Annotated in this window: 6 protein-coding genes; all 6 read right to left on the reverse strand. The window is 54.5% G+C overall.

What is annotated here, in order from left to right; genetic code table 11:
* Positions 1–1,020: bifunctional phosphopantothenoylcysteine decarboxylase/phosphopantothenate--cysteine ligase CoaBC (coaBC, locus tag L692_RS0121230; protein WP_025702028.1), on the reverse strand; the 1,020-nt coding region annotated here is incomplete at its 3' end.
* A 292-nt stretch (positions 1,021–1,312) separates the two neighbouring features.
* Positions 1,313–1,525, reverse strand: a complete 213-nt coding sequence (gene rpoZ / locus L692_RS0121235) for a DNA-directed RNA polymerase subunit omega (RefSeq protein ID WP_025702029.1) — start codon at positions 1,523–1,525, stop codon at positions 1,313–1,315.
* 44 nt (positions 1,526–1,569) lie between these two features.
* On the reverse strand, positions 1,570–2,139 hold the full coding sequence (gene gmk, locus L692_RS0121240) for a guanylate kinase (RefSeq protein ID WP_025702030.1): 570 nt from the start codon (positions 2,137–2,139) through the stop codon (positions 1,570–1,572).
* Between the two features lie 18 nt (positions 2,140–2,157).
* Positions 2,158–2,418 carry an extracellular matrix/biofilm regulator RemA gene (gene remA / locus L692_RS0121245; RefSeq protein WP_006209218.1) on the reverse strand — a complete coding sequence of 87 codons (261 nt, stop codon included), beginning with the start codon at positions 2,416–2,418 and terminating at the stop codon, positions 2,158–2,160.
* A gap of 46 nt (positions 2,419–2,464) precedes the next feature.
* Complete coding sequence (locus L692_RS0121250) at positions 2,465–3,358, reverse strand: YicC/YloC family endoribonuclease (protein WP_025702031.1); 894 nt, start codon at positions 3,356–3,358, stop codon at positions 2,465–2,467.
* Between the two features lie 38 nt (positions 3,359–3,396).
* A partial coding sequence (locus tag L692_RS0121255) for a methylenetetrahydrofolate reductase (RefSeq protein ID WP_025702032.1) occupies positions 3,397–4,398 on the reverse strand: 1,002 nt, incomplete at its 5' end.

Here is a 4,398-nt window from a genome sequence, read left to right on the forward strand (position 1 = left end):
GTCTTTGGCATACATTTCGGCGTTGCCGGTCTCCGCCGCAAAGCCGATCAGAAGCTGATGCCGCTTGCGCTGTCCCAGAGTTTCCAGAATATCAACCGTCTTCACCAGCTCCAGCGTCATGGTATCGCCGGTCTTCTTGATCTTGGTATCCGCTCTCTCCTTCGGACGGTAATCCGATACGGCGGCAGCCTTGATCAAAATATCGCAGCTCTCCCAGACGGCAGACACGGCGTCAAACATCTCTTCGGCGGACTGAACGCGCACAACGTTCACATCACGCGGCGGCTGCTCATCCGTCCGTGCGGCCACCAGCGTCACCTCCGCGCCCATTTCCTTGGCTGCTCGCGCCAGGGCAAAGCCCATTTTGCCGGAAGAGTCGTTGGAAATGTAACGGACAGGATCAATCCGCTCCACGGTGCCGCCGGCTGTGATTACAACTTTTTTCCCCGCCAGCTTGCCGCTTTCAGCCTTCGAATCTTGCGCAAAATACGCCGCGACGCAGCTGACAATGGTCTCCGGCTCCTCCATCCGTCCTTTGCCGACATAACCGCAGGCCAGCAGCCCCTCGCCGGGTTCGATGAACTGAACTCCCCGTCCAGCCAGAATATTCAGATTGTTCTGCACGGCGGGATGCTGGTACATATGCACATTCATCGCCGGAGCGACCATTACGGGTCCAGTCGCCGCCAGCAGCACGGTGGAGAGCATGTCATCAGCGATGCCGTGAGCCATTTTGGCGATAATATTGGCCGTAGCCGGCGCCACCAGCACAAGATCGGCCGAATCGGCCAAATCGATATGCGAGATCGACGAAGGATCGCGCTCCTGAAAGGTATCGCTGTACACCCTCTGTTTCGATAATGACTGCAGTGTCAGTTCCGTAATGAATTGTTTGGCCGAAGCCGTCATAACAACATGCACCTTGGCGCCCTTCTGCACAAGCTTGCTGCACAGGGCGGCGGCTTTATACGCCGCGATTCCGCCGGTGATGCCTAGCAATATCGTCTTGCCTTTCAACATTTCCTTCCCTCCTGCTCCCCGTGTATACGGAAAGAATCCGGTTTGAGAGAAAGCTGCCGCGCCTTTAGACAAAATCGGGGGCAGCCCTTCTCAAATGCTTGCAAGAATCCGAATGCGAGTAAATTTTTAAAAAAATAACAACCTTCCGGTTGTCAGGAACAGCCCCATCCCGGGCTATAAATGGAATGCAGGTATATTTCAAGCGCATACGCACACTTATCGGCTCCGCAGCCCTTCATCTTTATAAAGGGCTGCGGAGCCGACCGTCATAACAAGATTTGCTCTTCACAGCCTAGTCATTGATCTTGTCGTCCACCCGGGTTACGGTAATGTAATCCTTATATACTTCTTCAAGCGCAATCCCGACCTGCTTATGGGATCTCGGAGACTTCAGTTCGGACTGGCTTCCTTCACGAAGCTGTCTTGCCCTCCGGGCTGCGGCGACAACGAGCGAGTATTTGCTGTCGACCTTGTTCATCATTTCATCAATTGACGGATATAACACAGGGACACCTCTTCAATTTAATTTATACTATATAATCGTCCAGCCTATCTTATCTTACAATGTTCGGCAATAATAATGCTTTCTATTCGCTTGCAGGCAAGATCGATTTCATCGTTAACCACCGCGTAATCATAATGGCGCATCAGGCTGATTTCATCCTCGGCGACCGTCATGCGATGATTGATAATGTCGTCATGCTCCGTACCGCGTCCGCGGATACGGTCTTTCAGCTCATCCATCGAAGGGGGAAGAAGGAACACAAAGATTCCTTCGGGGAACTTCTCCTTGACTTTAAGCGCGCCCTGAACTTCGATTTCCAGGATGATATCCTTACCGCTTAACAGCGTCCGCTCCACAAAATCACGCGGCGTGCCGTAAAAATTGCCCACGTATTCCGCGTACTCCAGCAGTTCATCGTTGTTAATCATTTGAATAAACTGCTCCCGGGATTTGAAAAAATAATTAACGCCGTCCTGCTCTCCCTCGCGGGGCTTCCGTGTGGTCGCCGACACCGAGTAGACAAGCTCCGGTATTCTCGGCCGCAATGCGGTGCATACCGTTCCTTTACCGACTCCGGACGGGCCGGACAATACGATCAGCAATCCTTTTGACATAGTACACTCCATTAATCTTTATTCGTCATTATCGTCATCTTTACTGGACAGTCTGTGCGCCACGGTCTCCGGCTGAACGGCCGACAGTATGACATGGTCGCTGTCCGTAATGATAACGGCACGGGTGCGTCTTCCATAGGTTGCGTCGATCAGCATGTGCCGGTCTCTCGCTTCCTGAATAATCCGCTTGATCGGAGCCGACTCCGGGCTGACTATGGAAATAATCCGATTGGCCGATACTATATTTCCAAAGCCGATGTTGATGAGTTTGATTGCCATGTTCCGGTTGTTCCCCCCATTAGTTACATCTTCACTTGCCCTGTCGCTACTCCATATTGGCAGCCTGTTCGCGGATCTTCTCCAGCTCCGCCTTCATCTCGACAACACAGCTGCTGATCCCCACATGATTGCATTTGGAGCCGATCGTATTCGTTTCCCGGTTCATCTCCTGAATGAGAAAATCCAGCTTCCGGCCCATCGGCTCCCCGCTGTCCAGCAGAATCCTGCACTGCTCAAAATGGCTGCAAAGACGCGTCAGCTCTTCATCAATATTGGAGCGGTCTGCGAAAATAGCTACTTCCATTCCGAATTTATGCTCGTCAAAAGGGAGCGTGCCGTCTTGAAGAGCTTCAAGCCGCTGCCGAAGCTTGTCCCTGTATTCAACCACAGCGGAAGGAGCCATGCCGCTCATTGCGCCGTGCAATTCCTCAAGCCTGCCCAGCCGTTCCGCAATATCGGCAGCCAGAAAGCTCCCTTCCCGGGCGCGCATTTCCACCAAGGCTCTGACGCTTTCTTCCAGTCCGCCTACAAGCAATTCCTGAAAGGAATCGCTATTCTCCGGCAACTCGGCCAAGGTGTTCTCGCCGTTCTCCATAACTCCGGGCAGGGTCAGCAGACCCGGCAGATCCAGCTCTCCGTTCACGCCGAACTCCTTCTTCAGCGCTTCCGCCGCCGCCAGGTAGGACTTCACGGCCAGGCGGTTCAGAACCGGCCCGCCGCCGCTCTCCTCGTGCTCCCAGTTAATAACGACATCCACCCGGCCGCGTTTGACGTATTGCTGGACCTTTCTTCGCAGCGCATCTTCAAACCCGTTCCACTCTCGAGGCATCCGCAGCATGATTTCGCAGTAACGGTGATTCACCGATTTCACTTCGAAAACGATCTTGCTGCCGCCGTATTGCCTCGACGATTGACCGTATCCGGTCATGCTAAATGACATCGGTATCACATCCGTTACACTATTGTAAATGATTCTTTCTAGCGAAACAAGGGGGACAATTGGCGTCCCGACTTCGCCCATACATGCTCCAGAAGTTGAACGCTCATATCATAGAACATGAATGGAGTCATCACATAGATCCCGTTAAAGCGTTCCGTGGCGGCGTCAAGCAGCTCCTTCGCGATGGCAACGCCCTCGGCCCGCCCCGCTTCTCCTTCAAGCCCTTTCATCCGGCTGCGCACCTCGTCCGACAATTGGATGCCGGGCACTTCATTATGAAGATATTCGGCGTTGCGTCCGCTGGCCAGCGGCATGATGCCAAGGAATATCGGAATGTTCAGGTGAGCCGTCGCGTCGGCGATGGTGTGAATCAATTCCCTGTCATATACCGGCTGGGTCATGATATAGTCCGCTCCGAAAGCAATCTTCTTCTCCAGACGCTCAACCGCCTTCCCCAAATGCTTCACATTGGGATTAAACGCCGCTCCGATAACGAACCTGGCTCTCTGCTTGAGCGCCTTGCCCGAGAAGGCGACGCCGTCATTGAGCTGCTTGATCATCCGGATAATCTCGAATGACGTCAAATCGTATACCGAGCTTGAACCCGGAAGATCGCCAAAGCGTGCCGGATCGCCCGTCACGGCGAGCACATGGTCGATCTGAAGCGCATCGAGGCCCATCAGGTGCGATTGGGTGCCGATCAGATTTCGGTCCCGGCAGGCGATGTGCACGAGGGGACGCAGGCCCGTCTTCTGCTTGACCAGGGAGCCGAGCGCCATATTGCTCATGCGGCAGACGGCCAGCGAATTGTCCGCAAGCGTCAGCGCATCCGCTCCCGCCCGGCGCAGCGCTTCCGCGCCTGCCATAAACTTCGAAATATCAAGATCCCGCGGCGGGTCCAACTCCACAATCACCGTATGCCGTTCGTTCACGAGATCGATCAGCGTCGGTTCTCCGCCGTCTGCGAAGGAATCGTCCGCAAGGTTCTCCTGCAGACGGATGCTCAGCATCTCCCGCGGCGCCGCTGCCGGCAGCGGCGC

This window comes from Paenibacillus forsythiae T98 (genome assembly GCF_000520735.1).
In the GTDB taxonomy this organism is placed as follows: Bacteria; Bacillota; Bacilli; order Paenibacillales; family Paenibacillaceae; genus Paenibacillus_AQ; species Paenibacillus_AQ forsythiae.

What these genes read in the sequence shown, in the direction of transcription:
- gmk (WP_025702030.1), bottom strand. Translation starts at nt 2,139, where the DNA reads ATGTCAAAAGGATTGCTGATCGTATTGTCCGGCCCGTCCGGAGTCGGT.
- L692_RS0121250 (WP_025702031.1), bottom strand. Translation starts at nt 3,358, where the DNA reads ATGTCATTTAGCATGACCGGATACGGTCAATCGTCGAGGCAATACGGC.
- remA (WP_006209218.1), bottom strand. Translation starts at nt 2,418, where the DNA reads ATGGCAATCAAACTCATCAACATCGGCTTTGGAAATATAGTATCGGCC.